Raw genomic sequence first — 25,835 nt, 5'->3', positions numbered from 1 at the left:
GTGGCAGATCCAGCGACGTACCGGCCTGCGCCGGGCACTATTCCGGTCGAACCAGGTGTCTACAAGTTCCGGGATGCCCATCGGCAGGTCATTTACGTCGGTAAGGCCAAGAGCTTGCGCAGCAGGCTGAATTCCTATTTCGCCGATGTGGCGAGCCTGCATCCACGCACCGAGCAGATGGTCACCACGGCCGCGAGCGTCGAATGGACGGTCGTGGCGACCGAGGTGGAGGCGCTGCAGCTGGAATACAACTGGATCAAGGAGTTCGATCCGCGCTTCAATGTCCGTTACCGGGACGACAAATCGTATCCGGTGCTCGCGGTCACTCTGAACGAAGAGTATCCCCGACTGTTCGTCTATCGTGGCGCGCGGCGCAAGGGGGTCCGCTACTTCGGCCCGTACGCCCATGCCTGGGCGATCCGGGAAACCCTCGATCTGTTGTTGCGGGTGTTTCCCGCGCGTACCTGTTCGAAGGGTGTTTTTCAGCGGCACAGCCAGATGGGCCGTCCATGTCTGCTCGGCTATATCGACAAATGTTCGGCGCCGTGCGTCGGGCGGGTGAGTGCCGCGGAGCACCGCCGGATCGTCGAGGACTTCTGCGACTTCCTCGCCGGTCGTACCGACCGCTTGGTCCGGGAGCTGGAACGGCGTATGCACGACGCCTCCGAAGAGCTGGACTTCGAACTCGCCGCCAGGTTGCGCGATGATGTCCGAGCGCTGCGCCGCGCGTTGGAGAAACAAGCGGTGGTGCTCGGCACCGGAACCGATGCCGACCTGATCGCCTTCGCCACCGACGAGCTGGAGGTAGCGGTACAGGTTTTTCACGTTCGTGACGGCCGGGTTCGTGGCCAGCGCGGCTGGGTGGTCGACAAATCGGGCGATGCCGTCGATGTCCCGGCGGCAGGCGGTGAACTCGCCGCGCTGGCCGAACAGTTTCTCACGCAGTTCTACGGCGAGCAGGTCGCCGTAGCCGAGCAGGGGGCTGCCGAGCAGGTCACCGCGGCCGAGCAGGGGGCTACCGAGCAGCTCGCCACAGTGGTGCCGCGTGAGGTGCTGGTGCCTGCCCTGCCCGCCGATATCGAGCAGCTCCAGCAGTGGCTGTCACAACTGCGCGGCTCGGCAGTGCGGGTGCGGGTGCCGCAGCGTGGGGACAAGAAGGCGCTGGCCGAGACCGTGCAGCGCAATGCGGAGGAGGCATTGGCGCAGCACAAACTCCGGCGCGCGGGTGACCTGACCTCGAGATCGCAAGCACTGCAGGACATCCAGGACGCACTGGAACTCGATACCGCCCCGCTGCGCATCGAGTGCGTGGATATCAGTCATGTGCAGGGTACCGATGTGGTCGCCTCGCTCGTGGTCTTCGAAGACGGTCTCGCCCGCAAGTCCGATTACCGCCATTACACGATCCGGGAGGCGGCGGGCGACGGCCGATCCGATGATGTCGGCAGTATCGCGGAGGTGACCCGCCGCAGGTTCCTCCGACTGCGCCGCGAGCGCGACACGCCGGAGATCGCGGACCCTGCCGAACCGGGAAGTGACGCGGGCGCCACGGAGCTCACAGCACCCCCCGGTATCGATCCGGAATCCGGGCGTCCGCGCAAATTCGCCTACCCACCCAATCTCTATGTGGTCGACGGCGGGGCACCCCAGGTCGCGGCGGCCGCCGAAGTGCTCGACGAGCTCGGCATCACCGATATCGCGGTCATCGGCCTCGCCAAACGATTGGAGGAGGTCTGGGTGCCCGGCCAGCGCGAACCGGTGATCCTTCCGCGTCACAGCGAGGCTCTCTACTTGCTGCAACGTGTCCGCGACGAGGCACATCGCTTCGCGATCACCTTCCACCGCAGTAAACGCTCACGGCGGATGACGGCTTCGGTGCTGGATTCGGTGCCCGGTCTCGGCGTGGCGCGGCGCACCGCGCTGGTCACTCATTTCGGCTCGGTAGCCAAGCTGAAGCAGGCCACGCTCGAGCAGATCACGGAGGTTCCCGGGATCGGGGTGGCGACAGCGGAAGCGGTCCTCACCGCCCTCCGATCCGAGTAGTCGCCGCACCTGACATTTCAGTTTCGCGTACGTTGTGTTTGCGCCCGATACCGAAAGCGGTGCGCGATGATCGGAAAGGCACCTCAGAAACGAACTCGGTGGGACATGACACGCGTCGAATCGAACAGCAGTACGGGCAGTCCGTCGCGGAGTGCGGGGCGAGCGGGCTTCTCCGACACCCATGGTGGGGCGAATCCGCAGGTCGAGGTCGTGATTGTGACCGGGCTCTCCGGCGCGGGCCGTGGCACCGCCGCGCGTGTGCTCGAGGACCTGGGCTGGTATGTCGCGGATAATCTGCCGCCTGAGCTCTTCGGCCGGATGGTCGAGCTCGGTGCGGCGGCGAAACCGCCGATCCGCCGTCTCGCTCTGGTCATGGACGTACGCAGCCGGTTCTTCACCGGTGATCTCTCGGTGGTCCTCGAACAGTTGCGTGATCTCGGTGTGCGTACCAGAGTTCTGTTCCTCGAGGCCTCCGACGACGTGTTGATCCGCCGTTTCGGTTTCGCCAGGCGTCGACATCCACTGCAGAGCGAGAGCAAGGACGGCACGTTGTCGGCGGGTATCGCCGCCGAACGAGTGCGGCTCTCGGCCGTGAAGGCCGCCGCGGACCTGGTGATCGACACCACCGAGCTGTCCATCCATCAGCTGCACCGCAAGATGGGGGAGGCCTATGGTGGTGGCGCACCCAGCGCGCTGCAGCTCACCGTACAGTCCTTCGGTTTCAAGTACGGGGTCCCGCTCGACGCCGACATGGTGTTGGATGTGCGTTTTCTACCAAATCCGCATTGGATACCGGAGTTGCGGGAACTGACAGGTCAGGAGGCGATGGTCGGCGAGTACGTCTTGTCGCGCCCTGGGGCGGACGATTACCTGCATACTTGCCATCATCTGGTCGAACTGACGATGAACGGTTACCGCCAAGAGGGGAAGCGATACATGACGGTCGCAGTGGGCTGTACCGGAGGAAAGCACCGGAGCGTCGCGATAGCCGAGGCACTGGGCGAGCTGATGAGCGAGGGCGCGGGCGGACCGGAGGAATCGGCCGACGTGGTTCGGGTCGTACATCGAGACTTGGGGCGCGAATGACCGGGTGGGAGTCCGATCCCGGTATCGTCGCGCTGGGTGGTGGCCACGGCCTCTATGCCACGCTGACCGCGGTACGGCGGTTGACCAGGAAGATCTGCGCCGTGGTCACCGTCGCCGACGATGGAGGTTCCTCCGGGCGATTGCGCGCCGAGCTCGGCGTGCTGCCGCCGGGAGATCTCCGGATGGCGCTGGCCGCGCTGGCCGCGGACGCCGAAGGGATCTGGACGCGGACTGTGCAGCATCGGTTCGGCGGCACCGGCGCCTTGGCCGGGCATTCCGTCGGCAACCTGATCCTGGCCGGGCTCACCGAAGTGCTGGGTGACCCGGTCGCCGCGCTCGATGAGCTCGCCAAGGTATTGCGCATCACGGGACGGGTGCTGCCGATGTCGCCGATCGCGCTCGATATCGAGGCGGACGTATCGGGACTGGAAGCGGATCCGCGGGTGAGCCGCTGTATCCGCGGTCAAGTCGCCATCGCGACGACACCGGGTAAAGTTCGCCGGGTTCGGCTGATTCCTTCCGATCCGCCTGCCAGTACCGAGGCGACATCGGCCATCGGACACGCCGATGTCGTGGTTCTCGGCCCCGGATCGTGGTTCACCAGCGTGATTCCTCATGTGCTCGTGCCCGAACTGCATGAGGCGCTGGTGTATACCAGGGCGCGGAAGATCCTCGTGCTCAATCTCGCCGCGGAGCCGGGGGAGACCGCGGGGTTCTCCGCGGAGCGGCATTTGCATGTACTGTCCCAGCACGCACCGGAATTCGCGGTCGACGAGGTGCTGGTGGACTCCGGTTCGGTACCGGAGGGGCGTGAGCGGGAACATGTGGCAAGGGCTGCCGAACAATTGCGGGCGCGAGTAATCTTCTCCGATGTCGCCGAAGGGGGAACGGGACGGCATCATCCGGGAAAACTTGCCGCCGCTCTGGATCATGTGATCCGGCAACCTCGGCCGCATATGGCAGGGCTTCGAGTCGAGGGACGGCACATGGGTCAGGATGTGCGTTCCGGATTGGGTGGAAAGGAGCGCGTCTCGTGGCGATGACAGCCGATGTGAAGGATGAGCTGAGCAGGCTTGTGGTGTCACAGGTGAGTTCCCGCAAGGCGGAACTGTCCGCATTGCTGCGATTCGCGGGTGGCTTACACATCGTCAGTGGCCGGGTGATCGTCGAGGCCGAGGTGGACATGGGTTCCATCGCGCGCAGGCTGCGCCGGGAGATCTTCGAACTCTACGGTTACGGCTCCGACGTGCACGTGCTCGGTGCCGGAGGATTGCGCAAGACCTCCCGGTATGTGGTGCGTGTTTCCAAGGAGGGGGAGGCGCTGGCCCGGCAGACCGGTCTGCTCGACGTCCGTGGTCGTCCGGTGCGCGGTTTGCCCGCGCAGGTGGTCGGTGGCAGTATCGCCGATGCCGAGGCCGCATGGCGTGGCGCGTTTCTCGCGCACGGTTCGTTGACCGAACCGGGGCGTTCCTCGGCGTTGGAGGTCAGCTGCCCTGGCCCTGAGGCCGCGCTGGCGCTGGTCGGGGCGGCCCGCAGGCTCGGGATCGGGGCCAAGGCCCGTGAGGTGCGCGGGACCGACCGTGTCGTGGTGCGCGATGGCGAGGCGATCGGTGCCCTGCTGACCAGGATGGGCGCGCACGGCACCCGGATGACCTGGGAGGAGCGCAGGCTGCGGCGCGAGGTCCGCGCGACCGCGAACCGGCTGGCCAATTTCGACGACGCCAATCTGCGCCGCTCGGCGCGGGCCGCGGTCGCCGCGGCGGCAAGGGTGGAACGCGCGCTGGAGATCCTCGGCGGCGATGTGCCGGATCATCTCGCCGCCGCGGGCAGACTGCGCATCCAGCACCGTCAGGCATCACTGGAGGAGCTCGGTCAGCTCGCCGATCCACCGATGACGAAAGACGCGGTGGCGGGCCGGATCCGGCGGCTGCTGTCGATGGCCGACCGGCGCGCCAAGGAACTCGGCGTACCCGATACCGAATCCGCGGTCACGGCAGAGTTGCTCGACGAAGCCTGAACCGGTCGTACGGTCTGCCTCCCGGTGGACTTCGCCTCGGCGTGGTATCCGGCGTACACGACGTGGAACACGGGTTGCCCGGTGTCTGACCTGGCATCCCGGTCACGGGAATGCCAGGTGCGTGTCGGCGGGGTCGCGGCAGGGCATTAGTGTGAGTAGGGCATCGGAATGATCTGCTGGAAAGCTGAGGAGCGATAACGTGACTGTCCGGGTAGGCATCAACGGCTTCGGTCGTATCGGACGTAACTTCTTCCGGGCGGTGGAGGCGCAGAAGGCGCTCGGCACCACCGACATCGAGATCGTCGCGGTCAACGACCTCACCGACAACGCGACCCTCGCGACCCTGCTCAAGTACGACTCGATCCTGGGCCGGTTGCCGCAGGATGTCTCGCTCGACGGCGAGGACACCATCGTGGTGGGTGACCAGCGGATCAAGGCGCTGGCCATCAAGGAGGGGCCTGCCGCGCTGCCGTGGGGCGACCTCGGCGTCGACGTGGTCGTCGAGTCCACCGGCATCTTCACCGATGCCACCAAGGCCAAGGGGCACCTCGCCGCGGGCGCGAAGAAGGTCGTGATCTCCGCCCCGGCCAAGGGTGAGGACATCACCATCGTGATGGGCGTCAACGACGATAAGTACGACGGCAGCCAGAACATCATCTCCAACGCCTCGTGCACCACCAACTGCCTCGGTCCGCTGGCCAAGGTGCTCAACGACGAGTTCGGCATCGAGCACGGCCTGATGACCACCATCCACGCCTATACGCAGGACCAGAACCTGCAGGACGGTCCGCACAGCGACCTGCGCCGCGCCCGTGCCGCCGCGCTGAACATCGTGCCGACCGGGACCGGCGCCGCGAAGGCCATCGGCTTGGTGCTGCCCGAACTGCAGGGCAAGCTGGACGGCTATGCGCTGCGCGTGCCGGTGCCGACGGGTTCGGTCACCGATCTGACCGCCACCCTGCGCAAGTCCGCCACGCTCGAGGAGATCGACGCCGCCTACCGGGCCGCCGCCGAGGGGCCGCTGAAGGGCATCCTCAGGTACAACACCGACCCCATCGTCTCCAGCGATATCGTCACCGATCCGGCCTCGTCGATCTACGACGCGCCGCTGACCAAGGTGATCGACAACCAGGTCAAGGTGGTCTCCTGGTACGACAACGAGTGGGGCTACTCCAACCGCCTCGCCGATCTCATCGGTCTCGTCGGCAAGTCGCTCTGACGCGCATGACCGTCAAGACACTCGCAGATCTGCTCGCCGAAGGCGTCGAGGGTCGGGGCGTGCTCGTCCGCTCCGACCTGAACGTTCCGCTCGACAACGGCCGGATCACCGATGCCGGCCGGATCATCGCCTCGGTGCCGACCATCAAGGCGCTGGCCGAGGCGGGCGCCAAAGTCATCGTGACCGCCCATCTCGGCCGCCCGAAGGGGGAGCCGGATCCGAAGCTCTCCCTGGCGCCGGTGGCTGCCAGGCTCGCCGAGGAACTGGGCCGCAATGTTCAGCTTGCCGGTGATGTCGTGGGACAGGACGCGCTCGCGCGGTCGGAAGGACTCACCGACGGCGATGTGCTGATGTTGGAGAACATCCGGTTCGACCCGCGCGAGACCAGCAAGGACGACGCCGAACGCGGTAGGCTCGCCGCGGCACTGGTCGAACTGGCCGGAGACGACGGAGCGTTCGTCTCCGACGGTTTCGGTGTGGTGCACCGTAAGCAGGCCTCGGTATACGACGTGGCCACACTGCTTCCGCACTATGCGGGCACGCTGGTCGCGGCCGAGGCCGAGGTGCTGGCAAAACTCACCGAGAGCGCGGCTCGGCCCTATGCGGTCGTGCTCGGCGGGTCCAAGGTCTCCGATAAGCTCGCGGTCATCGAGGCGCTCGCGCCGAAAGTCGACACGCTGGTCATCGGCGGCGGCATGTGCTTCACCTTCCTTGCCGCGCAGGGACTCCCGGTGGGCTCCTCGTTGTTGCAGGAGGAGATGGTCGACACCTGCCGGCGTTTGCTCGAGCAGTACGCCGATGTCATCCATCTGCCGCGTGACATCGTGGTGGCCGACGCCTTCGCCGCGGACGCCGAATCGAAGGTGGTGCCCGCGCACGAGATACCGGACGGCTGGATGGGTCTGGATGTGGGGCCGGAATCGGTGGAACGTTTCACCGCTCTGCTGACCGAGGCACAGACTGTCTTCTGGAACGGCCCGATGGGTGTATTCGAGTTCGAGGCTTTCGCCGCGGGCACGAGAGGGGTCGCCGAGGCGATCGCCACCGCTACCGGGAAGGGTGCGTTCACCGTGGTCGGCGGTGGTGATTCGGCCGCGGCGGTCCGTGCGCTCGGCCTGCCGGAGGACGGCTTCTCGCATATCTCCACCGGCGGCGGAGCTTCGCTCGAGTACCTCGAGGGCAAGGAACTCCCTGGTATCGCGGTGTTGGAGGACTGAGCATGGCACGTAAACCGCTTATCGCGGGCAACTGGAAGATGAACCTCAATCATCTGGAGGCCATCGCCCTGGTGCAGAAGATCGCTTTCGCGCTGCCCGAGAAGTATTTCGAGAAGGTGGAGGTGGTCGTGCTGCCACCGTTCACCGATATCCGCAGCGTGCAGACCTTGGTGGAAGGGGACAAGCTCCTGCTCGGCTATGGCGGGCAGGACGTCTCGGTGCACGAGTCGGGTGCCTACACCGGCGAGATCAGCGCGGGTATGCTCGCCAAGCTCGGCTGTGCCTTCGTCACCGTCGGACACTCGGAGCGGCGGCAGTACCACGCCGAGGACGACGCCACAGTGCTGGCCAAGACCAAGCAGGCGCTGAAGCATGGGATCACCCCGATCGTGTGCGTCGGTGAGGGCTTGAACATCAGGGAGGCGGGCACACATGTCGAGTACAACCTCGAGCAGATCCGTGGATCGCTGAAAGGCTTGACAGCGGAAGAGATCTCGAAGGTCGTCATCGCTTATGAGCCGGTATGGGCGATCGGTACGGGTAAGGTCGCCACACCTGCCGATGCGCAGGAGGTCTGCGGTGCGATCCGCGCCGAACTGGCTCAGCTCGCCTCGCCCGAGATCGCCGCGGAGATTCGGGTGCTCTACGGCGGTTCGGTGAACACCAAGAACGTCGGAGAGCTGGTCGCGCAAACCGATGTGGACGGTGCTCTGGTCGGTGGCGCTTCACTCAAGGGTGACGAATTCGCCACTCTGGCCGCGATTGCCGCGGGCGGTCCTCTTCCCTGAAAGATCTCCGCATTCCAGTCCGGCAGCCCGGTATCGCCTCATCGCGATGCCGGGCTGTTCGCTGTCCCCGTTCCCCGGAGGATCGAGGTAAGTCAGCGCAGACCGGCAGCCGGGCGATCGAGGCCGTGCTACGGCAGTCGAGTGCCTGATTCGGCGTGATCGCGCCGACCGCATAGACTGTCCGGCATGCGGATGTTCCTGGATATCCTCCTGATCGTCACCAGCGTGCTGCTGGTGCTGCTGGTGTTGCTGCACCGCGCCAAGGGTGGAGGTCTGTCCAGCCTGTTCGGAGGCGGTGTGCAGTCCAGTCTGTCCGGCTCGACCATTGCCGAGAAGAACCTCGACCGCATCACCATTTTCGTCGGTATCGTCTGGCTGATCGCCATCCTCGGCATCGGCCTGGAGATCAAATTCGCTTGATAGGGCCGCGCCAGACCAGCCAGGCGATTCCCGTTATCGCGTGGTAGTTGGGCACCGGCAGTACTCGCCCGGCGTATACCGGTGCGGTCAATCGGTGCGCCGAATCCGGCCGTCGATATCGGTGAAACCGTAGTGCTCGGCGAGATCGGCGACCCGCCAAGGCGAACCGGTGCGCGAGTGCCGCCCGGTATCGGTGGCCAGTGCGACGACCGCGCGACCGCAGAACCGTGGTGTCTGTGCCTCGGCAAGGTCGAACGTACCCGCCCCGGGTAGCGTGATCAGACGCCTGCCGTGTACGTCGGGCGGAACCCGCTGCAGCAGTTCGGTATCCACGATCCCCGGCCAGAGCGACACCACGGTCACCTCGGTACCGGAGAGATCGTGTGCCATATCGACGGTCAATCGGTCCACCGCGCTCTTCGCAACACCGTATACGGCGTTGTGCATGTATCCGATCGCTCCGGGGGACGAGATATTGACGATCAACCCACCTGATTCGATCAACAGTGGTGCCGCGTAGACACCGGCGACATAATGCGATCGGACGCCCACGTCGAAGCTCTCGTCCCATACGGCCGGGGGGACCTCCCAGAACGGTTTGCCGAGCCAACGGGCCGCGGCTGGGGAGTTGTAGACGTTGTTCACCAGCACGTCCAGCCTGCCGTGCTCATCGCGGATCAATTCGAACAGTCGTCGCACCGCGTCGTCATCGCGGTGGTCACAGACGAAGGGGATGCCGACCCCGCCCATCGCGTCGATATCGGCCGCTGTCGTGTGCACAGTGCCGGGTAACTTTCCCTGAGCCACCGATCGTCCGGTGACGAACACTGTGGCCCCTGCCGCGCCGAGCTCCAGCGCGATCCCTTTGCCTATGCCGCGGCTGGCGCCGGTGACCACCGCGATCTTTCCTTCGAGCCCGCCGGATATTCCGCTCACGAAACCGGAACACTACCGTGAAACGATAACGTGTTCTAGTACTAGGAGGTCTGTATGGAGTTCACGCAACGATTCGTGACGACGAACGGCATTCGCATGCGTGTGACCGAATGTGGACAAGGGCAGCCGGTGATCTTCTGTCACGGTTTTCCGCATACCTGGTATATCTGGCACCGTCAGCTTTCCGCGGTCGCCGCGGCAGGCTACCGTGCCATCGCACCCGATCTGCGTGGCTACGGACAGACCGACGCTCCAGCCGACCCGGCGGCGTACACCAATCGCGCCGTCTGTGCCGATCTGCTCGGTCTGCTCGACGATATCGGCGCGGAGCAGGCGGTGTTCGTCGGCTTGGACTTCGGCGCGGTACTGGTATGGGAGCTGGCCTTGCGTGCCCCGCGGCGGGTGCGCGGTCTGATAGTCCTGAACAATCCCTTCGTGCCACGGCCGCGACGCGCTCCATCGCAGTTGTGGGCAAAGGCCGCGGCCCGGCACTTCTTACACCTGCACTATTTCCAGACCCCAGGTGTTGCCGACACGGAACTCGGCGCCCGGCCCAAGGATTTTCTCGCCCGCGTGTACTACGCACTCAGCGCCGACTATCACTATCTGGACACCTGGAGGTTCCCGGCAGAAGGCACCGGCTACCTCGATGTACTACCGGAGGCACCCGCGCTGCCATGGAGCTGGCTCAGCGAAGACGAGCTGGATGTCATAGCAAGGGATTTCGAACGCACCGGATTCACCGGCGGCTTGAACTGGTACCGTGCCCTCGACCTGAACTGGGAAATCACCGCCGACTACGCGGATGCGAAAGTCGCCGTGCCCACATATTTCCTGTACGGCGATCACGATCCCGATATGGAGGGGTTCAGCGGACACGATCCGCTGGCCGTTATGCGCGAGAATGTCGTCGATCTGCGCGCGGTGACCGAGATCGCCGACGCGGGCCATCTCGTGCAATGGGAGCGCACCGAGGAAGTGAACGCCTTGCTCACCGCACATCTACGCGATCTGACCACATATCCTTCCTGGCCCTCCGAAGTTCTGTCCTGAGCCGAGCGGCCGTGGGGCCGGCTACCGATATTCGTCGGCCAGTTCCGGATAGCGGGGGGACCAGTGCGGTAGCGGTTGCTGGTCGAGATAAGCCGTGAGGCGGTCGAACAGGTATTGCCAGCGTGGGCCGATGGTGCCCGCGTCGGCGGGGCAGACATGGCGCCGGGTGAGTTCGACGGTGGTGACCACCCCGATCTGGTTCATACTCACTTCGAGTGGACATCCGTCGATACACACGATCAGTTCGTGCGGTGCCTGGCAGTGGTCGACGCGCACAGTGACAGGTCCGGGAATGGGCCCCTCGAGCAAGTCGATGGAGAAATTGCCTTCACCACCGGAAACGTGGCCCAGCCAGTGGCTGAGCTGACTACGTTCGGTGGCTGCCGACCACACCTCGAGTACCGGCCTGCGGAAAGAACGTAGGTAGTGCAGGAGCACCATGTCACCGTCGGCGGTGTGCTGGTGCTCCGGTCGTACCTCGCCGAGCATGGACGTCGCGCTCATTCGATGGGTCCTTCCACTGCTGGTCACCGTTATCGATAGCTATTCCCCTATTCTTCTCCACTATTCTGTGGCCGAATCGAGTTCTTCGGAAAGCCGTGCTCGATGCTGCCGTGGGGCCTGGCCAGGGTTGTCTCCTCCGGCGCCGCATGGTCTTCCGGCACTGTGTGGTCCGCCAGAAGTGCGTGCGCGGCAGCGGCGATCCGATCCTCGTCGAGCAATACGGCGCCCGCGGCCGGGCCGAGCGGAACGAAACTGTCCGCGCTGGTGACCCGGGCGAGCTGCCCGGAGAAACCCGCGTCGAGCAGGGCCGCGAACACTGCCTCGGACACGCCGCCACAGCGGCGGGTTTCGTCTACGACGAGCACGCGGCCGGTCGCGTGTGCGTGTCGCAGCAGGTCGTCCACCGGTAGCGGAGCCAGCCAGCGCAGATCGAGTACCCGCGCGTGGATACCGTGGCGGGCCAGTTGCCGTGCCACGCGCAGGCTCATGGGTATGCCGTTGGCGAAGCTGACCAGAGTCAGGTCCCCGCCGTCACCGTAGACACCGGCCAAGCCGATCTCGATATGCTCGGTACCCGATATGTGTGCCAGCCACCCTTCGTCGCCGGGCCGGTACAGGTCGCGGGTGTGGTACAGCGCGATGGGCTCGAGGAACAAGCACACGCTGCCATCCACTCTGGCCGCGGAGACGCAGGTGCGCAGCATGGCCGCGGCGTCATCGGGACGGGACGGGGAGGCGAGGATCACGCCGGGAATATCCCGTAACGCGGCGATCGAATTGTCGTTGTGGAAATGCCCCCCGAAGCCCTTCTGATAGGCGTAGCCCGCGATCCGCACCACCATCGGGTTCCGATAGCGACCATCGGAGAAGAACGATAGCGTGGCCGCTTCCCCACGGATCTGGTCGGCGGCGTTGTGCAGATAGGCCAGGTATTGGATCTCCGGGATCGGCACGAAGCCTGCCAGCGCCGCGCCGAGCGCGGTACCGAGCACGCTCTGCTCGTCGAGTAGCGTGTCGAATACCCGGCGTGCGCCGAACGATTTCTGCAACCCTCTGGTCACGCCGTACACACCGCCTTTGCGGCCGACATCCTCCCCGAAGACGAGCACATCGCGGTCACGGGCGAGCAGCTCCCGGAGGGTGCCGTTGATCGCTTGGGCGAGGGTCATCGGACCGCCCGGCGCGGTAGTGCCGTTCCCGCTGATGAAGTCAGGAGGACCGCTCTGTTCTGAGGGCAGGCCGGTGCCGGTCCGCTGCGGTGCGGCAGGTCGCCGCTCCTGCAGCGGACCGGATCGAAGGACATCGGCGCGTACCAGCGCGGGCCGGGTCGGGCTGATCGCAGCGGTCACTGCCGCGGCGGAGCCGAGTTTCGGTTCCCGGCATACGAGCTCGGCTGTCGCGGCGACACGGCGTCCCAAGTCGGTGTATGTGGCGAGCATATCGGCGGGTGTGGATACGCCGGAATCGACCAGCAGCCGCGCTGTCGCGAGCACCGGATCACGGTGCAGATCGGCGGCGATATCGGCGGGGCGCCGGTAGGCGGCTTCGACATCGGAGCCCGCGTGGCCGAGCAGCCGGACGGTCCGCAGGTGTAGGACCGCGGGTCCGCGCTGTTCGCGTACCCAGTGGACGGCAGTACGCGCGGTCTGCAGTGCGTCGAGGATATCGCAGCCATCCGCACCGAAATAGGCCAGACCGGGACGGTGGGCGAATGTCTGCTCGATCCAGTCAGAGGGGGTGGGGACACTGATCCCGATGCCGTTGTCCTCACAGACGAACAGGATCGGCACCGGAATCCCTTGGTGGGCGGTATGCACCGCGGTATTGATCGCCCCTGCCGCGGTGGAGTGGTTCGCCGACGCGTCGCCGAAACTGCACACCACTATCGCGTCCGCGGGCCATGGGCCGGGAACGCCGAGCCGCATCGCGCGATCGATGCCGAAGGCCAATCCCACCGCACGGGGGAGATGTGAGGCGATGGTCGAGGTCTGCGGAATGACATTCGCCGCCAGGCTGCCGAACACTTTGTGCCGCCCACCGGAAATCGGATCCGCCGCCGCGGCGACCACACCGAGCAATACATCCCGGATCGGGTCGAGCCCGGGGACCTGACGGGCTCGGTGCACGAAGAACGCCCCGGAGCGATAGTGCAGCAGGGCGGGATCGGTGGTGTGCAGCGCCGCGGCCACCGCGGCATTGCCTTCGTGACCGGAGGAGCCGATGCTGTAGTAACCGCGCCCGGCGCCACCGAGGCGCCGGGCGGCGAGGTCGAGATGCCTGCTGGTCGCTTGGGATTCGAACAGCTCGAGGCATACCGCGCCGGTTATCGCGGTGCCGGGCGCGATCGGCAGGTTCGTCGGTCTGTTCGGTTGCGGGGCGAGTTCTGCGAGGGCTTTCAAAAACCGTTCGTCCAGATCTGCTACCTGCTCGGTCACCGACCGATCATCCCACATACTTGAGTAATCAGCGGGGCATAAGTCGCGATATATCCTGTAAATACCGAATAATTCGGGAAAATTTACGGATAGATCGGCTGATGAAGATCAGGGCCGATAGCGAGCCGGACCAGCGCAGCGCTCAGCGCAGCGCGGTCGCCGCCTCCTGATCGAGCAACCAGGTAGTGGAATCGATGCCTGCCGCGCCCGCCGCGGGAATATCCAGTGGGGACGCGCCACCGATAGCCGCCGCGACTGCCTCGGCCTTGGCCGCACCGCCGACCACCAGCACGACGTGCCGGGTTCGGCGGATCGCGGCCCTGGTAAGGGTCACCCGTACCGGTGGCGGCTTCGGCGAATCGGTCACGGCGACAACGAGTTCGTGCTCTTCGCGCACTGCCTCGGTGTGAGGGAACAAGGAATTCACATGTCCCTCGCCGCCCATACCGAGCAGATGGAGATCGAATGCGCCGTGTTCGGCGAGATAGGCGTGTACGGCCGCGGAGTATTCGGCCGCCGCCTCTACCGGGTCGGGATACTCACCATCGGAGGCGGCCACCGGATGCACGCGCGCCGGGTCCACCGGCACGTGGTCGAGTAGCGCCTGTCCGGCCTGCAGCGCATTGCGCTCCGGATCGTCGGCGGGGACGAAGCGTTCATCGCCCCAGAACACATCGAGCCGCGACCACTCGATGGTGCCGGGCGATGCGCGCACCTGTTCCAGGAGTGCGATACCGGTGCCGCCACCGGTCAGTACCACCGAGGCCGAACCACGTTCGGCCTGGGCCGTGGTGACCACCGCGACGAAGCGAGCCGCCGCTGCGGCGACCAGTGCTTCGGTATCGATATGGACCTCGACCGTATCGCGGGGGAACGGTGAATCGGTGTGGTTACTCATAGATCACCTTCTCGATTCCGGCCAGTGCTTCGGCATAGCTGTCATCGGCATCCAGTCTGCGTAGTTCTTCGGCGAGGCAGTCACGGGTCTCCCGGCGCGCCAGTGCGATCCGCTGGTCCGGATCACCGGTGCGGGTGAGTGTCGCGGTGCGGCCGGTCTGGGGTCGTTCGATCGCGATCGAGACCGTGGGACGGCGCAGTTCCACACGGAGCGGGCCGGTGCGGCGGTGTACCGGGCAGCCGAGCCGAGCGGCCAGCCAGCCGGCCAGGACATCGAGGGCAGGTTCATCACGTAATCCGGACACCGTCACCGAATCCACCGGTTCGAACGGCGGTTCGTCCATCGCCGCGGCCAGCAGGGCGCGCCAGTAGGTGATCCGGCTCCACGCCAGATCGGTATTGCCGCTCGCGTAGGAGCCGAGCCGTTTCTTGATCGCCTCCTGCGGGTCGGTGGCGAAGGTGGCATCGGTGATACGCCGGGTCGCCAGGCGACCTACCGAGTCCTTGGCCGGGAACTCCGGGGCCCCGCGGGGCCACCAGGCGACTACCGGCGCATCCGGCAGGAGAAACGGGATGACGACGCTGCTTTCCTGGTTGACCAGTTCACCCTGCAGCCGGAGCACGATCACTTCGGCGGCTCCGGCATCCCCGCCAACGCGGATCTGCGCATCCAGTCTGGTGGCAGCATTCCGATCGCCGCGGGCGAGGACTACGACGCGACAGGGGTGCTCGCGGCTGGCATCGTTCGCGGCGTCGATGGCCTCCTCGGCCTCGGAGCTGTCCAGGGTGCACACCACCAGGGTCAGCACCCGGCCCACCGTGATCACGCCGTAGCTCTCGCGCAATCGCACGAGGCGCTTGGTGACCTCGCGGGTTCTGGTCTCGGGCATGTCGACGATCATGGCCGCCGCCATTCCCGCCCGGTGCGGGCGAGCATCTCGTCGGCGGAGGGCGGGCCCCAGGTTCCCGCCTCGTACGGTTCCGGCTTGCCCGCGGTGCCCCAGTGCTCCAGTGCCGGATCCAAGATGCGCCAGCCCAATTCGACCTCCGCGTTCACCGGGAACAGGGAGGGTTCACCGAGGAGTACGTCCAGGATCAGCCGTTCGTAGGCCTCGGGTGAGGATTCGGTGAACGCTTCGCCGTAGCTGAAGTCCATGCTGACATCGCGCACTTCCATCTCGGAGCCAGGTACCTTCGAGCCGAATCGCGTGGTGACGCCTTCGTCCGGCTGCACCCGGATGACCAGCGCGTTCTGCCCCAGCTCCGCGGTCATGGTCTGGTCGAACGGCAGATGCGGAGCCCGTTTGAAGACCACCGCGATCTCGGTGACCCTGCGGCCCAGCCGTTTACCGGTGCGCAGGAAGAACGGGACACCGGCCCACCGGCGCGTATTGACCTCCAGACTGATCGCGGCATAGGTCTCGGTCCGCGAATGCGGGTCGAACCCTTCCTCGTCCAGTAGCCCGACGACGTGCTCGCTGCCTTGCCAACCCTGCGCGTATTGCCCGCGGGCTGTGGTCTCGTCCAACGGTTCGATCAGCTGCGTCGCGGAGAGCACCTTGATCTTCTCGGCCTGCAGCTGACTGGGCTCGAAGCTGATCGGTTCCTCCATCGCGGTGAGCGCCAGCAATTGCAGCAGATGGTTCTGGATCACATCACGTGCCGCGCCGATGCCGTCGTAATAGCCTGCGCGACCGCCCAATCCGATGTCTTCCGCCATGGTGATCTGCACATGGTCGACGAAATTGGCGTTCCAGATCGGATCGTAGAGCTGGTTGGCGAAACGCAGCGCCAGGATGTTCTGCACCGTCTCTTTTCCGAGATAGTGATCGATACGGAACACTGTCTCTTCTGGAAACACCCGGTTGACCAGGGCGTTGAGCTCTTGTGCACTTTTCAGGTCGTGCCCGAACGGTTTTTCGATCACCACGCGGCGCCACGGCCTGCGGCCGAACTCGTCGGGAGCCTTCCGCTGCGCCAAACCGTGTTCGGAGAGCTGATCGAGCACGAGCGGGAAGGTTTTCGGCGGGATCGAAAGGTAGAAGGCGTGGTTACCTCCGGTACCGCGCTCCTTGTCCAGGGTGGCCAGGGTATCGGCGAGCTTGGCGAACGCCGCGTCGTCGTCGAAGCTGCCCTGGACGAACCGGATTCCCTCGGCGAGCTGATCCCAGACCTCTTGGCGGAACGGGGTACGCGAGTGGGTTTTCACCGCTTCCAGCACGACCGAGGCGAAATCCTCGTCCGCGTAGTCGCGGCGAGCGAAACCGACCAAACCGAAGGCCGGGGGCAATAGCCCCCGGTTCGCCAAATCGTAGATGGCAGGCATCAGTTTCTTCTTGGACAGATCACCGGTGACCCCGAAGATCACCATGCTGCACGGCCCCGCGATACGCGGGAGCCGTTTATCCCCTCTGACGCGCAGCGGGTTCTGCCACTCGATCGGGGCCTGCTGCCTGGTGGACGGGGTACCGGTCATCGATCAGCCGTTCCCCGCCTCGGTGGAAGAGCTGGGCGAGGAGGTGGCCGCTCGAGTATCTCCCGTCGCGGCTCCAGCCGAACGCAGCTCCTCGGTGGTGGCGGAAAGCAATTCTTCCCAGGACTTCTCGAACTTGTCCACGCCCTCGCGCTCCAGCACCGCGAATACGTCGTCGAGATCGATACCGACCGCGACGAGCTGGTCGAAGACCTCTCCGGCCGCCGCAGCCGTGCCGGTGACGGCGTCGCCCCGGCTCGTACCGTGATCGGCGACCGCTTCGAGTGTCTGCTCCGGCATCGTGTTCACCGTATTGGGGGCGACCAGTTCGGTGACATACATCGTGTCGGGGTAGTCGGGGTTCTTCACGCCGGTCGAGGCCCACAGCGGCCGTTGCCGATTCGCGCCCGCGGCGGCCAGTTCGGCGTAGGCGGCGCCCCCGTCGAACACGTTCTGATATTCGGCATAGGCCGAACGGGCGTTGGCGACAGCGGCTTTTCCACGCAATGCGAGCGCGGCCTCGGTGCCGATCGCCTCCAGCCGCTTGTCGATCTCGGTATCCACTCTGGACACGAAGAACGAAGCGACGGAATGGATCCCGGCCGGATCGTAGCCGTCGGCCACGGCCTGCCGCACACCGTCCAGATAAGCGTCCATCACCGCGCGATAGCGCTCGACCGAGAAGATCAGCGTGACGTTCACACTGATGCCCTGCGCGAGCACCGCGGTGATCGCGGGCAGGCACTCCACGGTGGCCGGAATCTTGATCAACAGGTTGGGGCGGTCGACGATCTTCCACAGCTCGACCGCCTGCGCGACGGTCTTGTCCGAGTCGAACGCCAGCCGCGGATCGACCTCGATGGAGACCCGCCCGTCCACGCCGCCGGTGGCTTCATAGACCGGTGCGAGCACATCGCAGGCGGCCCTGACATCGTCGGTGGTGATGGTGCGGATCGCCGCGGTGGCGTCGGCGCCTTGTGCGGCAAGCTCTTTCACCTGATCGTCGTAGGCATGGCCTTTGCTGAGCGCGCCCTGGAAGATCGTCGGGTTGGTGGTGACCCCGGTGATGCTGCGCGTGGCGATCAGCTCGGCCAGATTGCCGGATCGGATCCGGGTCCTGGACAGATCGTCGAGCCACACCGACACCCCCGCCGCAGCGAGGGCGGCGAGATTTTCGTTCTGAGCCATGAGCGCTTATCCCTTCACGTTCTCCAGCGTGCGCTGCGCGGCGGCAACGACGGCTTCCGGAGTGAAACCGAATTCGCGGAACAGGGTCTTGTAGTCGGCGGAGGCGCCGAAATGCTCGATCGACACGATCTCGCCCGCGTCACCGGTGAACCGGTGCCACGGCATCGCGATACCGGCCTCGACGGCGACACGCGCGGTGACCGCCTGCGGAAGCACCTCGTCCCGGTACGCCTTGTCCTGCGCGTCGAACCACTCCACACACGGCATCGATACCACACGGGTGGCGATGCCCTGCTCTTCCAGCGTAGTGCGGGCGGCGACGGCGAGCTGGAGTTCCGAACCGGTGGCGATCAAGATCACCTGCGGGGTGCCGGTGGACGCCTCGGCCAGGATGTAGCCGCCTTTCGCCACGCCCTCATAGTGGGTGCCGGTCAGGATCGGCAGATCCTGACGAGTCAGCGCCAGCGCCGAAGGACCGTCCTGGTGCGGCGGTTCGGACACCGAGAAGTGTGAGCTGTGCTCGCTGCTGTCGCGCTCGAGGATGGCACGCCAGGCATAGGTGGTTTCGTTGGCATCGCCGGGACGGACCACGTTCAGACCGGGGATGGCCCGCAACGCGGCCAGATGCTCGATCGGCTGATGCGTTGGTCCGTCCTCGCCGAGACCGATGGAGTCATGGGTCCACACGTAGATGGCGGGCACCCGCATCAGTGCGGCCAACCGCACCGCTGGGCGCATGTAGTCGCTGAACACCAGGAAGGTTCCGCCATAGGGGCGGGTCGGGCCGTGCAGTGCGATGCCGTTGAGGATCGCGCCCATCGCGTGCTCGCGGACCCCGAAGTGCATGGTGCGGCCGTAGGGGTTCGCCTTCCACATACCGGTCGAAATCGACTCCGGCCCGAAGCTGCGTTGATCGGGCATCGAGGTGTTGTTGGACTCGGCCAGATCGGCCGATCCGCCCCACAACTCCGGCAGCACCGGCGCCAGCGCGGCGAGCACCTTACCGGAGGCTTTACGAGTGGCCATGCCCTTCTGATCCGGTTCATAGGTAGGCAGGCTCGCCGTCCAGTTCTCCGGCAACCTGCGCTCGGCGAGCCGGTCGAACAACGTTTTGTTCTCCGGATTCGCCGCGGCCCACGCGTCGAACGACTGCTGCCACTGTGCGCGCGCCGCGCTGCCGCGTTCGATGGCCTTACGAGTGTGCGCGATGACCGCGGGATCGACCTGGAAGTTCTGTTCCGGATCGAAGCCGAGGGCCTTCTTGGTGGCGGCCACTTCATCGACACCGAGCGCGGCGCCGTGCGAGGCGCCGGTGTTCATCTTGTTCGGTGCCGGGTAGCCGATGATGGTGCGCAGCACGATGATCGAGGGCTTACCGGTCTCGGCCGCGGCGGCCGACAGCGCGGCCTCGATGGCGACCACGTCTTCGCCGCCCTCGACCACCTGCACATGCCAGCCGTAGGCCGCGTAGCGCGCGGCCACATCCTCGGTGAACGCGATGGTGGTGTCGTCCTCGATGGAGATCTTGTTGTCGTCGTAGATCACCACGAGATTACCCAGCTGCTGCGTGCCTGCCAGGGACGACGCTTCCGAGGTGACGCCCTCTTGCAGATCGCCGTCCGAGGCGATCACATAGATGAAGTGGTCGAACGGGCTGGTGCCCGGCGCGGCGTCCGGATCGAACAGGCCACGTTCGCGGCGTGCCGCCATCGCCATACCGACTGCCGAGGCCAGGCCCTGGCCGAGCGGGCCGGTGGTGATCTCCACGCCGTCGGTATGCCGGAACTCCGGGTGTCCCGGGGTGAGCGAACCCCATTTCCGCAGGTTCTCCAGATCGGTCAGCTCCAGACCGAAACCCGCCAGATACAACTGGATGTACTGGGTGAGGCTGGAGTGCCCGCACGACAGCACGAAACGGTCCCGGCCGACCCAGCTGGGATCGGCGGGGTCGATGCGCATGGTGCGCTGATAGAGGGTGTAGGCCAGTGGTGCCAGGCTCATCGCGGTACCGGGATGGCCGTTTCCGGCGTTCTGCACCGCATCGGCGGCGAGGACCCGGATGGTGTCGACAGCTTTGGTATCCAGATCCGTCCAGTCGTCCGGATAGTTCGGCTGAGTGAGGGCGCGGATGTCGTCTGTGATCGACACGACCGAGGTTCTCCTGACATTGTTTCGTCTACTGCGGGGGCTTTGGGCTACTACGGGGGCTTCGTCGACGGCGGGTGGTTTCTGACGGCGATGATCGCGCGGCAGTTACCGCGTGCATTCCGGGTATACCCAACTACCCTAGATGTGCCTTCCGGCCCGCACTGCGCTAACCCGTGTCTAATCGGCGGTGTGACAGGTTCGATCGGCGGTGCCGTAGCTGGGGCGGATGTTCCGCGCCCAGCCGGATCGGCCGGAGTTCGCCTCGGTGAAGTGACCTGTCCAGGCCCTGGTGAGGACCGTTTCGGTGCGGCGGGACGGCCGTTCTGGTGGTGCGCGGTAGTCGGTCCGATACATCTGTGGTCCAGACCTCTTGTGCGGGGGCGAGGCGAAGGGTTGGGTCGGTGGGGGGCTACCATCCCCTGTAGTAGTCGCACCGCACCGCGTCGGTCGGAGGGGTGCTCGGCGGACCTACCGGATGCGATGCACAGCGTGCGAGGAGAGATAGTGCGGATTGGGCAACAGCCGGGTGGCGATGGTGCACACGGCTCCTCCGCGACGGCGTTGGCCGACCGGTTCACGGGCGCCGGACTACCGTCTCGGCTGATACGGCGGGTGCTGGCTTATCTCGCGCTGACCAAGCCGAGAGTGATCGAGCTGCTGCTCGTCGCCACCATTCCGACCATGCTGCTGGCCGATCGCGGCACCGTCGATATTCGACTGATCCTCGCCACGCTCTTCGGTGGCTGGATGGGTGCGGCGAGCGCGAACACACTCAACTGTGTCGCCGATGCGGATATCGACAAGGTGATGAAGCGTACCGCCAAGCGGCCGCTGGCCAGGGACGCGGTGTCGACCAGAAACGCTTTCGTGTTCGGCATCGTGCTCGGCCTCGGATCGTTCGCCTGGCTGTGGTGGCAGGCGAATCTGCTCAGCGGCCTGCTCGTCGTGGCGACGATTCTGTTCTATGTCCTGGTGTACACCCTGGTGCTCAAACGCCGCACCGCGCAGAACGTGGTGTGGGGTGGCGCCGCGGGGTGCATGCCCGCGCTGGTCGGGTGGTCTGCGGTGACCGGGGATATCGGTTGGCCTGCCATAGCGCTGTTCGGCGTCATCTTCTTCTGGACGCCGCCGCATACCTGGGCGCTGGCGATGCGGTACAAGGAGGATTACCGCGCGGCGGGTGTGCCGATGCTGCCGGTGGTCGCGACCGAACAGACGGTTACCCGGCAGATCGTCATCTATACCTGGTTGACCGTGCTGACCACGCTGGTGCTCCTGCCTGCTACCGGCGTCATCTACGCGGCGGTAGCGGTAGTGGCCGGTGCCTGGTTCCTGCTCATGGCCCATCAGCTGTACGCGGGGGTGCGTCGTGGGGAATCGGTGAAGCCGCTGCGACTGTTCCTGCAGTCGAACAATTACCTGGCCGTGGTGTTCTGCGGTCTCGCGGTGGACTCGGTGCTCGGCTGGGACACCATCGGTAGCTTCTTCGGCTGACAGCGCCGATACCGCCGTCCGGCCGGACTAGCGGATAACCGCTATCCGACCGGCCGAGCAGCCGGCACCGACCTCGGGCCGGTGCCGAGGGCTCATGGAATGAGCACGATGGAGCCGGTGGTTCTGCGGCCCTCCAGATCACGATGGGCCTGTTCGGCTTCGGCGAGCGGATAGGTCGCGCCGATCCGGATATCCACTGTGTCATCGGCGATGGCGGCGAGAATGTCGCCTGCCCGCCAGGTGAGTTCGGCGCGGTCGCGGGTGTAGTGCACGAGGGTGGGGCGGGTGAGGAACAGCGAGCCGTACGGGGCGAGCCGTTGTGGGTCGAATGGTGGTACCGGTCCGCTCGCCGCGCCGAAGAGGGCGAGTGTGCCGCGCACGCGCAATGCGGCCAGACTCGCTTCGAAGGTCGCCGCCCCGACGCCGTCGTAGACCGCGGCCACGCCGACGCCGTCGGTGAGCGCGCGTACCCGGTCGGCGAGGTCGTCACCGTATCGGAGCACCTCGGCCGCGCCCGCCGCGCGCGAGAGTTCCGCCTTGGCGTCGGAGGACACCGTGGTGATCACCCGGATACCACGTGCGGCGAGCAACTGGGTGATGATCAACCCGACACCGCCTGCGCCCGCGTGCACCAGCACGCTTTCCCCCGGTTCCGGTGAGTAGATCGATTCGATGAGATAGTGCGCGGTCATACCTTGTAACAGCGCCGAGGCGGCGACCGGCGCCTCGACCCCGTCCGGTACCGCGATGGCGACCTCGGCGGGCACCGCGACCTTCGGTGCGTAACTTCCTGGCGCTGCCGCCCACGCGATCCGGTCACCCACCGCGAACTCGGTGACCTCCGCGCCGACCTCGGTGACGACACCGGTTCCCTCGGTCCCAGGAATGTAGGGGACGGGGTGCGGATAGCGCCCGGTCCGGATGTAGGTATCAATGAAATTGACACCGATCGCCTCGGTTTCCACCAGCAGCTGGTCCGGCCCGAGCTGCGGATCGGCCACCTCGGTGTACTTCAGGACTTCGGGACCACCGTGTTCGGAAACTTGAATGGCGCGCATGGGATTCAGTTGTACACCCGAAGGGTAGGCCCGTTTACTACTGGTCGGTAAACTACCTGCCATGAGTGCTCAAATCGTTACGGCCCCGGCGAAGCCCTCGGGAGCCCTCGTGGAGTCCGTCAAAGGGTTCGTCGCAGATCACGGCGGTTCCGCCACGGCCGTGCTCCAGCCGCTCGGGCGGATCGGTGTCCGTATCACCCTGGTCGGTGCCGATGGAGTCCTCGGCGATCGGGTGGCCGACAGTCTGGCCGCAGCCAAGGAACTCGTCGCCACGATCGATGGCCTCACCGAATCCGATGAGTGGGATCGTGAGTTGACCGCGATCGTCACCCCACGCACCGGCCACTGGGCCAAAATGGCGGGTTGGGTCGCCAAGCAGACCCGCTTCCCCAAGGCGCGCAACGAGGCTTAGCCGGGAGCGACGGCCCCGGCGGGCGCGGGTATCGTCGAACTCAGGTGCCGCCGGAGTGATTACGCAGCTGACAGACGCCCCAGCGGACGAGCCAGGTGGCAGCGGTCAGATAGAGAATGGCCGCAGCCACCATCAGCACGCCGTAGTCCACCGCCCAACCGGGGAATCTGGTTATCGAGACGATTGCGGCGCTGACCATCATCACGCCTGCGAGCACCGCGATCGGTGCGAGTGGCGTCAGGTCGGCATCGCTATTGTTGCGGGGTGCTGAAGGAGACATACGCGATCGACTCCGGGTGCAGTGCGGTCTATTCCGGGTGCAGTGCGGTCGATTCCCGGTGAAATTCTTCCGGGTTCAGCTCTTTCCAACCGCAATTCTATCGCTCTCGGCAGATAACAACCAGATGCGGCGCATGATGTAGCAGGTTCTGGCTGGTCGATCCGACCAGCAGTCCGGTGAGCCGGTTGTGTCCGCGACTACCGGTCAGCACCAGTTGCGCGTCTTCGGCGCGTTCGAGCAATACTTGGGTCGGCGTGCCCTTCTGAATTACTTTGGTGACGGTGACGTCCGGGTATTTCTCACTCCATCCGGCCATGCGCTCGGACAGCAGTTCCTTTTCCTGCGTGGCCAGCATGGCCCAGTCGTCGAGTGCTGGAGTCCACTGCAGCAGGTCGGGCTCGTTCCAGACGTGCAATGCGATCACCTCGACGCCGAGCGCGGCGGCCAGTTCGAACGCTTCGGCGACTGCGGCGGAGCTGCTTGGGCTGCCGTCGACACCGACAAGCACCGGCCGTTCGTCCGGAAGCGGCCGGTCCGGATGCCCCCGCCATACCGCCACCGGGCAGGTCGCCTTGTTCGCGACCGTCAGCGCGGTCGACCCGAGCAACAGCGTGCTGAACCGATCCCCGAGATTCGCCGCGACGACTATCATCCGTGCGGAAGCGCTGTATTCGATCAGCTTGTGCGCGGGCACGCCGCGCGCGGCGATCTGGTGGATCTGTACCTGTGGGTGTTCGGAGTGCACGGCCTCGAACGCCCCTTCGAGCCGGTGTTGTGCCGCGGCCTTGAGCTCATCGAGCAGACTGGTCCCCGCGGATGCCGTCGCGGCCAGTGGATAGTCGATAGGGGGGACGACGCCGAGCAGTGCCAACGGGACATGCAGGCGATTCGCGATAGCGCCCGCCCAGCGTGCCGCGGCGAGGGCGGTAGTGGTGCCGTCGATGCCGACGACGATCGGCTGACGATCTGTGAGCGGGTTCATCTGTTCTCCGGCGGGTCGTCACGAGGTCTGTTCCTCTACCCTCGCAGCCGAACGCCAGGTACAACCGAGTCCGCGGCCCTCGATAGCGAGGACCTATGGCCCCGGCCCGGGTTCCGGTCGCCCGCTCTGTGCCGCCCGGTACCCGCCTCGTTCAGGCTGTCTGCGTCGCCTGGCCGGACACCGGCAGGCCGATCCGTTCCCTGGTGCGCATCGAAGCCCAGAGTGCCGCGGTGGCCGCGGTGCAGGCCGCTGCCCCACCCACGTGCGCGACGACCAGCGCCGCCGGGACATCGGTGAAGTACTGGACGACGCCGACCAGCGCTTGTGCGCAGACCAGCCCGAGCACTACGAACAGCCGGGACCGTATCGGTGCGGTGATACCGACGGCGAACAGCCCGAACGCCAATCCGATCAGCAGCGCGAGATATCCGACCAGCAGCTGTGAATGCAGATGTACCAGGGTGACGATCTCGATCTGCAGCCGCTCTACCGGGCGCTCGATGCTCTTGTCACCCGCGTGTGGCCCGGCGGCGGTAACCAGGGTGCCCGAGATCAGGACGGCGCTGAGCGCGATGCCGCTGAGCCCGGTGAGCCAGCGCAGCGGCGCGGGAGCTTGCACGGTGGCGATGCCGTCGTCGGGTTCACCGATCTTCGCGTAGAGCACCACAGCGAGCCAGACCATCACCATCGACGCGAGCATGTGCAGCGCGACTGTCCACCACAGCAGGCCGGTGCGGACCGTAATGCCGCCGATGATCGCTTGTACGACGGTGCCGCCGGGCATCAGCCACGCGTACACCAGCACTTCGCGGCGCCGGCGAGCGCGGGTCACCGCGAGGACGACCAGCGCCGCGCATAGCGTGACCACGAAGGTGAGCAGCCGATTGGAGAATTCGACCGCTTGGTGGATAGCGGGGACCTCCGATACCGCGACCGGCGTGAAGCTGCCGGGGAAACATTGCGGCCAGGTCGGGCAGCCGAGACCGGATGCGGTGACCCGGACGACGGCGCCGGTGACCGAGATGCCCGCCTGGGAGGCGATGACCGCGATAGCGATCAGCCGCTGCACTCGAAGCGAGGGCAGCGGCAGCTTGTCGACGAGTCGCAGAAATGCGCGATACAGCACGTAGAAAATGGTAGCCGGGCCGGATCCGGCGGCGACACTCGGTCTACTACGTTCCGTCG

The 25,835-nt window shown here is 65.8% G+C and carries 23 protein-coding genes; 11 read left to right on the top strand and 12 right to left on the bottom strand.

All coding sequences use genetic code 11. The features are described 5' to 3' along the window. From uvrC to secG, 8 genes are all read left to right on the top strand, one after another. On the top strand, positions 1-2,043 hold the full coding sequence (gene uvrC / locus ACL02S_RS03925) for an excinuclease ABC subunit UvrC (protein ID WP_412800864.1): 2,043 nt from the start codon (positions 1-3) through the stop codon (positions 2,041-2,043). Between the two features lie 105 nt (positions 2,044-2,148). Further along, complete coding sequence (rapZ, locus tag ACL02S_RS03920; RefSeq protein WP_412800863.1) at positions 2,149-3,129, top strand: RNase adapter RapZ; 981 nt, start codon at positions 2,149-2,151, stop codon at positions 3,127-3,129. Continuing rightward, a complete protein-coding gene (locus ACL02S_RS03915; protein ID WP_412800862.1) occupies positions 3,126-4,172 on the top strand; it encodes a gluconeogenesis factor YvcK family protein in 1,047 nt (348 codons plus the stop codon). Before rapZ ends, ACL02S_RS03915 begins: the two co-directional genes overlap by 4 nt. After that, entirely contained in the window at positions 4,169-5,146 is a 978-nt protein-coding gene (whiA, locus tag ACL02S_RS03910; RefSeq protein ID WP_412801097.1) for a DNA-binding protein WhiA, read from the top strand. Before ACL02S_RS03915 ends, whiA begins: the two co-directional genes overlap by 4 nt. Positions 5,147-5,345: 199 nt before the next feature. Further along, positions 5,346-6,365, top strand: a complete 1,020-nt coding sequence (gap, locus tag ACL02S_RS03905) for a type I glyceraldehyde-3-phosphate dehydrogenase (protein WP_412800861.1) — start codon at positions 5,346-5,348, stop codon at positions 6,363-6,365. A 5-nt stretch (positions 6,366-6,370) separates the two neighbouring features. Continuing rightward, entirely contained in the window at positions 6,371-7,582 is a 1,212-nt protein-coding gene (locus ACL02S_RS03900) for a phosphoglycerate kinase (RefSeq protein ID WP_412800860.1), read from the top strand. Between the two features lie 2 nt (positions 7,583-7,584). After that, entirely contained in the window at positions 7,585-8,370 is a 786-nt protein-coding gene (gene tpiA, locus ACL02S_RS03895) for a triose-phosphate isomerase (protein ID WP_412800859.1), read from the top strand. 186 nt (positions 8,371-8,556) lie between these two features. Further along, positions 8,557-8,790, top strand: coding sequence for a preprotein translocase subunit SecG (secG, locus tag ACL02S_RS03890; protein ID WP_412800858.1), 234 nt, complete (start codon positions 8,557-8,559; stop codon positions 8,788-8,790). Positions 8,791-8,877: 87 nt separating this feature from the next. Here the strand turns inward: secG and ACL02S_RS03885 are convergent, their stop codons facing one another. After that, positions 8,878-9,726: an SDR family NAD(P)-dependent oxidoreductase gene (locus ACL02S_RS03885; RefSeq protein ID WP_412800857.1), complete on the bottom strand. Its 849-nt coding sequence runs from the start codon at positions 9,724-9,726 to the stop codon at positions 8,878-8,880. 54 nt (positions 9,727-9,780) lie between these two features. Here ACL02S_RS03885 and ACL02S_RS03880 point away from each other — a divergent pair, with 54 nt between their 5' ends. After that, positions 9,781-10,779 (top strand): alpha/beta fold hydrolase, encoded by a 999-nt coding sequence (locus ACL02S_RS03880; RefSeq protein ID WP_412800856.1) that lies wholly within the window; start codon positions 9,781-9,783, stop codon positions 10,777-10,779. Positions 10,780-10,800: 21 nt separating this feature from the next. On the opposite strand, the gene ACL02S_RS03875 is transcribed toward ACL02S_RS03880, so the two are convergent. From ACL02S_RS03875 to tkt, 7 genes are all read right to left on the bottom strand, one after another. Further along, positions 10,801-11,283, bottom strand: coding sequence for an SRPBCC family protein (locus ACL02S_RS03875; protein WP_412800855.1), 483 nt, complete (start codon positions 11,281-11,283; stop codon positions 10,801-10,803). 47 nt (positions 11,284-11,330) lie between these two features. Continuing rightward, on the bottom strand, positions 11,331-13,718 hold the full coding sequence (locus ACL02S_RS03870; protein WP_412800854.1) for a thiamine pyrophosphate-dependent enzyme: 2,388 nt from the start codon (positions 13,716-13,718) through the stop codon (positions 11,331-11,333). A gap of 142 nt (positions 13,719-13,860) precedes the next feature. Beyond that, positions 13,861-14,616 (bottom strand): 6-phosphogluconolactonase, encoded by a 756-nt coding sequence (pgl, locus tag ACL02S_RS03865; protein ID WP_412800853.1) that lies wholly within the window; start codon positions 14,614-14,616, stop codon positions 13,861-13,863. Then, positions 14,609-15,517, bottom strand: coding sequence for a glucose-6-phosphate dehydrogenase assembly protein OpcA (gene opcA, locus ACL02S_RS03860; protein ID WP_412800852.1), 909 nt, complete (start codon positions 15,515-15,517; stop codon positions 14,609-14,611). Before opcA ends, pgl begins: the two co-directional genes overlap by 8 nt. Continuing rightward, positions 15,514-17,091 carry a glucose-6-phosphate dehydrogenase gene (gene zwf / locus ACL02S_RS03855; RefSeq protein WP_412800851.1) on the bottom strand — a complete coding sequence of 526 codons (1,578 nt, stop codon included), beginning with the start codon at positions 17,089-17,091 and terminating at the stop codon, positions 15,514-15,516. Before zwf ends, opcA begins: the two co-directional genes overlap by 4 nt. Before the next feature lie 3 nt (positions 17,092-17,094). Further along, positions 17,095-18,276 (bottom strand): transaldolase, encoded by a 1,182-nt coding sequence (tal, locus tag ACL02S_RS03850; RefSeq protein WP_412800850.1) that lies wholly within the window; start codon positions 18,274-18,276, stop codon positions 17,095-17,097. A gap of 6 nt (positions 18,277-18,282) precedes the next feature. Then, positions 18,283-20,424: a transketolase gene (gene tkt / locus ACL02S_RS03845; protein ID WP_412800849.1), complete on the bottom strand. Its 2,142-nt coding sequence runs from the start codon at positions 20,422-20,424 to the stop codon at positions 18,283-18,285. Positions 20,425-20,928: 504 nt separating this feature from the next. On the opposite strand from tkt, the gene ACL02S_RS03840 reads away from it, so the two are divergent. Further along, complete coding sequence (locus tag ACL02S_RS03840; RefSeq protein ID WP_412800848.1) at positions 20,929-21,918, top strand: heme o synthase; 990 nt, start codon at positions 20,929-20,931, stop codon at positions 21,916-21,918. 92 nt (positions 21,919-22,010) lie between these two features. On the opposite strand, the gene ACL02S_RS03835 is transcribed toward ACL02S_RS03840, so the two are convergent. After that, complete coding sequence (locus tag ACL02S_RS03835) at positions 22,011-22,976, bottom strand: quinone oxidoreductase family protein (RefSeq protein ID WP_412800847.1); 966 nt, start codon at positions 22,974-22,976, stop codon at positions 22,011-22,013. Positions 22,977-23,037: 61 nt separating this feature from the next. Between ACL02S_RS03835 and ACL02S_RS03830 the strand changes: the two genes are divergently transcribed. Next, a complete protein-coding gene (locus tag ACL02S_RS03830; protein ID WP_412800846.1) occupies positions 23,038-23,388 on the top strand; it encodes a hypothetical protein in 351 nt (116 codons plus the stop codon). Between the two features lie 40 nt (positions 23,389-23,428). Here the strand turns inward: ACL02S_RS03830 and ACL02S_RS03825 are convergent, their stop codons facing one another. The 3 genes from ACL02S_RS03825 to ACL02S_RS03815 all read right to left on the bottom strand — a co-directional run bounded on the left by ACL02S_RS03825 (position 23,429) and on the right by ACL02S_RS03815 (position 25,776). Continuing rightward, entirely contained in the window at positions 23,429-23,668 is a 240-nt protein-coding gene (locus ACL02S_RS03825) for a hypothetical protein (RefSeq protein ID WP_412800845.1), read from the bottom strand. Positions 23,669-23,765: 97 nt separating this feature from the next. Beyond that, positions 23,766-24,650, bottom strand: coding sequence for a universal stress protein (locus tag ACL02S_RS03820; RefSeq protein WP_412800844.1), 885 nt, complete (start codon positions 24,648-24,650; stop codon positions 23,766-23,768). A 151-nt stretch (positions 24,651-24,801) separates the two neighbouring features. Further along, positions 24,802-25,776: a COX15/CtaA family protein gene (locus tag ACL02S_RS03815; protein WP_412800843.1), complete on the bottom strand. Its 975-nt coding sequence runs from the start codon at positions 25,774-25,776 to the stop codon at positions 24,802-24,804. Between the last annotated feature and the right edge of the window lie 59 nt (positions 25,777-25,835).

Origin of the sequence: Nocardia spongicola (assembly GCF_047200775.1) — a bacterium.
Lineage (GTDB): Bacteria > Actinomycetota > Actinomycetes > Mycobacteriales > Mycobacteriaceae > Nocardia.
Note: the sequence above shows the minus strand (reverse complement) of the source record. Positions and strands in the feature narration are given on the sequence as shown.

Bases quoted from the DNA above. Each gene is read 5' to 3' on its own strand.
- rapZ (WP_412800863.1), top strand. From the start codon at position 2,149: ATGACACGCGTCGAATCGAACAGCAGTACGGGCAGTCCGTCGCGGAGT.
- ACL02S_RS03915 (WP_412800862.1), top strand. From the start codon at position 3,126: ATGACCGGGTGGGAGTCCGATCCCGGTATCGTCGCGCTGGGTGGTGGC.
- whiA (WP_412801097.1), top strand. From the start codon at position 4,169: ATGACAGCCGATGTGAAGGATGAGCTGAGCAGGCTTGTGGTGTCACAG.
- ACL02S_RS03900 (WP_412800860.1), top strand. From the start codon at position 6,371: ATGACCGTCAAGACACTCGCAGATCTGCTCGCCGAAGGCGTCGAGGGT.
- tpiA (WP_412800859.1), top strand. From the start codon at position 7,585: ATGGCACGTAAACCGCTTATCGCGGGCAACTGGAAGATGAACCTCAAT.
- secG (WP_412800858.1), top strand. From the start codon at position 8,557: ATGCGGATGTTCCTGGATATCCTCCTGATCGTCACCAGCGTGCTGCTG.
- ACL02S_RS03880 (WP_412800856.1), top strand. From the start codon at position 9,781: ATGGAGTTCACGCAACGATTCGTGACGACGAACGGCATTCGCATGCGT.
- ACL02S_RS03875 (WP_412800855.1), bottom strand. From the start codon at position 11,283: ATGAGCGCGACGTCCATGCTCGGCGAGGTACGACCGGAGCACCAGCAC.
- pgl (WP_412800853.1), bottom strand. From the start codon at position 14,616: ATGAGTAACCACACCGATTCACCGTTCCCCCGCGATACGGTCGAGGTC.
- opcA (WP_412800852.1), bottom strand. From the start codon at position 15,517: ATGATCGTCGACATGCCCGAGACCAGAACCCGCGAGGTCACCAAGCGC.
- zwf (WP_412800851.1), bottom strand. From the start codon at position 17,091: ATGACCGGTACCCCGTCCACCAGGCAGCAGGCCCCGATCGAGTGGCAG.
- tal (WP_412800850.1), bottom strand. From the start codon at position 18,276: ATGGCTCAGAACGAAAATCTCGCCGCCCTCGCTGCGGCGGGGGTGTCG.
- ACL02S_RS03835 (WP_412800847.1), bottom strand. From the start codon at position 22,976: ATGCGCGCCATTCAAGTTTCCGAACACGGTGGTCCCGAAGTCCTGAAG.
- ACL02S_RS03830 (WP_412800846.1), top strand. From the start codon at position 23,038: ATGAGTGCTCAAATCGTTACGGCCCCGGCGAAGCCCTCGGGAGCCCTC.
- ACL02S_RS03825 (WP_412800845.1), bottom strand. From the start codon at position 23,668: ATGTCTCCTTCAGCACCCCGCAACAATAGCGATGCCGACCTGACGCCA.
- ACL02S_RS03820 (WP_412800844.1), bottom strand. From the start codon at position 24,650: ATGAACCCGCTCACAGATCGTCAGCCGATCGTCGTCGGCATCGACGGC.